This window comes from Candidatus Micrarchaeia archaeon (genome assembly GCA_041653315.1).
Taxonomy (GTDB): Archaea; Micrarchaeota; Micrarchaeia; order Anstonellales; family JAHKLY01; genus JAHKLY01.
The window spans coordinates 1-2,909 of record JBAZFO010000074.1 but is presented as its reverse complement, the minus strand read 5'-3'; the positions used below and the strand labels follow the sequence as shown (position 1 = coordinate 2,909).

General features: G+C 25.7%; 6 protein-coding genes. 1 reads left to right on the top strand and 5 read right to left on the bottom strand.

Features of this window, described 5'->3' with window-relative positions:
* Positions 1-176: 176 nt before the first annotated feature.
* The 4 genes from WC356_07800 to WC356_07785 are packed head-to-tail and all read right to left on the bottom strand — an operon-like array spanning position 177 to position 1,487.
* On the bottom strand, positions 177-719 hold the full coding sequence (locus tag WC356_07800; protein MFA5383046.1) for a hypothetical protein: 543 nt from the start codon (positions 717-719) through the stop codon (positions 177-179).
* 9 nt (positions 720-728) lie between these two features.
* Positions 729-1,058 carry a metal-dependent hydrolase gene (locus tag WC356_07795; GenBank protein ID MFA5383045.1) on the bottom strand — a complete coding sequence of 110 codons (330 nt, stop codon included), beginning with the start codon at positions 1,056-1,058 and terminating at the stop codon, positions 729-731.
* 4 nt (positions 1,059-1,062) lie between these two features.
* A complete protein-coding gene (locus WC356_07790; protein MFA5383044.1) occupies positions 1,063-1,239 on the bottom strand; it encodes a hypothetical protein in 177 nt (58 codons plus the stop codon).
* Positions 1,236-1,487 (bottom strand): thermonuclease family protein, encoded by a 252-nt coding sequence (locus WC356_07785; GenBank protein ID MFA5383043.1) that lies wholly within the window; start codon positions 1,485-1,487, stop codon positions 1,236-1,238. The genes WC356_07790 and WC356_07785 overlap by 4 nt, the downstream gene beginning before the upstream one ends.
* 112 nt (positions 1,488-1,599) lie before the next feature.
* Here WC356_07785 and WC356_07780 point away from each other — a divergent pair, with 112 nt between their 5' ends.
* Positions 1,600-2,178: a DUF6293 family protein gene (locus tag WC356_07780; protein ID MFA5383042.1), complete on the top strand. Its 579-nt coding sequence runs from the start codon at positions 1,600-1,602 to the stop codon at positions 2,176-2,178.
* A 174-nt stretch (positions 2,179-2,352) separates the two neighbouring features.
* On the opposite strand, the gene WC356_07775 is transcribed toward WC356_07780, so the two are convergent.
* The coding region (locus tag WC356_07775; protein ID MFA5383041.1) for a hypothetical protein at positions 2,353-2,909 on the bottom strand (557 nt) is incomplete at its 5' end.

Below are 2,909 nucleotides of genomic sequence, written 5' to 3'. Positions count from 1 at the left end.
AGAGATTACGGACACTTATCCTGTCATCTCCCACTAAAGCATTCGGTGAAAGCCCGCTCGCAATGTTTCCCTTGCAAACTTCTAAGAAAAAACTAGCCAGGCAGGATTAAAAAACGTTTCCTGAATTTTCTATTAATAGAAATAAAAAACAAATTAATTAATTTTCAATTTTAACATTATTCATTATTTAATATTAATTTATCAGGAATTCTGAATCCTCTTTTCAAAAAAATATCTTTTTCTTTTAGTAAACAACTCCTATTATGTTTAATGCATTTTTCTTTATCACCTTTTAACCAATTGGTTACACAAAGTATTCCTTCTCCATTAAAAGGGTCATCATATTGAGGTATATTTAATTCTTTTTCTGCATTTTTTTTAGACTCATATTTTTCTTTGTTCAACTCTCTTTCAAATGCAACTTCTTTGTTTAAATTATGAAATAAAACTCCTCTTTCAAAATCAGAATTAAAAGCATAAAAAGGTTTTTCTAAAATATTTAAAATTTTATTAACTTCTTCTAATAATTTTTCATTATTATCTTCATCAACTGAATAAATGCCCAATTTATTTTTATTAACAAATCCAAAAATAACTGTTTTTATTTGTTTATATTGTCTTGAATCTTTGAAATTTCTATCAAAAAGTCCAATTGTTTCAATATCTATAATTGTTCCTTCAAAATTTTCATTCATTTCTTCTTCATAAATTTTAACCATTTTATCATCTCATATTAAAGGTAAACTCGCAGGAGTTGTCGCATCTAAAATTAAATGTGATAAGTATCCATACTTTGACAAATCCAAAAGTTCTTGATACTTTTCATTTTTTAATCTTAAAGTAATAAATGCCATTGCGATACTATGAAAAAAATTTCTGTGTTGTGGACTATTTGCAGGTTCTAATATATCAGGCAATATTCCCATTCCCACACCTATTAATAAAGCAGCAACAAATTCTTCTTTATTAGGTATTCTATTTAAATTTTTTTCTTTAATTAAATAAGCTACACCTGTTGCTAAAGCTCCAATACCTATGTGTTTTATACTATTTGACATTTTTTCACCTGTTTAAGTTTAAATTAATATTTCCTTTTATTAAACCACCAACTAATAATGTTACTATTAATCCAATAATTGCAGAAATTTGGAAACTTATTCCAGTAAATATACTAAATATTAAAGCTACAGCTCCCCAACCTATAATAAAAAATCCTATTCCTGCTAAAAATTCAATCATCTTACTTTTTTCCTCTTATATCTAACATCAGCAACAATTCTACCATATTTATCTCTTGCTTTTGGAGTAACTGTTATTACTTTATTTTCAACTCTTTGCATTTTTCTTTTTGCAATTAAATATCCTCTTTGACCTTTTTCAGGAGTATTAATTCCATTTAATCTAATATAATTAGTTCCATTAAATTTTCTGTATGTCTCTAATGTGTCTCCATCTACTGCTCGTTTTACTTTTCTATAAATTACCATATTAAATTAATGTTATAATCAAATATAAACAATATCCAATAAAAATTGGACTAGTACAATATTTTTGATATAATCCAATAAATTTAAGAATTTATTCGAAATAATTATACTTATGAGTAAATTAATATTAATATCCAGCTTTTACAGTTACAATACTTTCAAGAATTTCTTTGATGCCAATTTAGGAGGAAAACCAGATAAAATTTATTTTTTTGTTGATTTTGAAAAAGATTCAACTCAATCATATGCAATAAATAAAGTAAAACAAGAATGGAACAAAGATTTAATTGATTATGAATTTATTGAATGTGAAATTGATCCAGTTAATAATTGTAAAAAATGTTTACAAATAATAAAAACCCACATTAATGATAGAATTATTATTGATATCTCTAGTGGATTAAAAACAAGATGTTTTGGAATGAATTATGCTGCATTTAATAATAAAAATATTGAATTAATTGGATATTACAATCAAAAAACTGGAAAAATTGATAGAATGCCAAATTTAAAAATTAAATTAACTAAAAATCAAAAAGAAGTTTTAGAACATTCAAGAAATCCAGAAAAAACTCATCCATTAAGCCATTCATCTTTTTATTATCAAAGAAAAATATTAACAGAATATGGATTTATTTTAAACAAAAAACTAACACAAGCAGGAGAAATAGTATTAATAATAACTAAATAATCAAATATCTAATAATTTTATTCTTTTTTCTTTTCTTCTTTCTCTTTTTTAGCTTCTTCTATTATCTCTAGGATTTTTAATTCCCATGGTTCGAAGAATCGTTCAAGTTCTTTATCCATAGAATTATTAATAGTTTCAAAGTAATATATAAAATAAAAACTTGGATTATTCCAATTACTCTAAATCGCACCAGTAAGGCAGTTTTATCTTAATTTGCCCTGTTGCTATATATGAGTCTAGTTTCTTTTTTGAGAAGCCTGATTCATCTTCTATTCTTGTTTTTTCTAAGAATCCTTTATCTGTTAATACATTCAAATTAATGTAAATCCATGATCTTCCTGCAAAAGTAGCCTGTGAGATTATTTCTTCAGTTGTTGCTTGTTTTAAATCCCAAACTATTTGGATTAACTTCTGCTGATCCTTAGTAATTGGCAATAAGCACTGATTCTTGAACAAGTGAGTAAACCATTCCACCGCTTTATCATAATCCTCTGCTTGCGCAAAAATAGTGTTAGTATCTAACCATTCCCTTTGGTTTTGAAAAATTACAGCATTAAAGCGAATAAAATCAATAAACCTGTTATAATTAGTTCTTATTATTACACTAGCATTCATTTCCTTGAAAACTTTGCTAAACTTATCAGCAAAACTAATCAATACCTTAACAGGCCTTAGTTCTTCAAAAGATTTAATCAATTCAGGATTATACTCTTTTAATTCCCCGTTTGCTG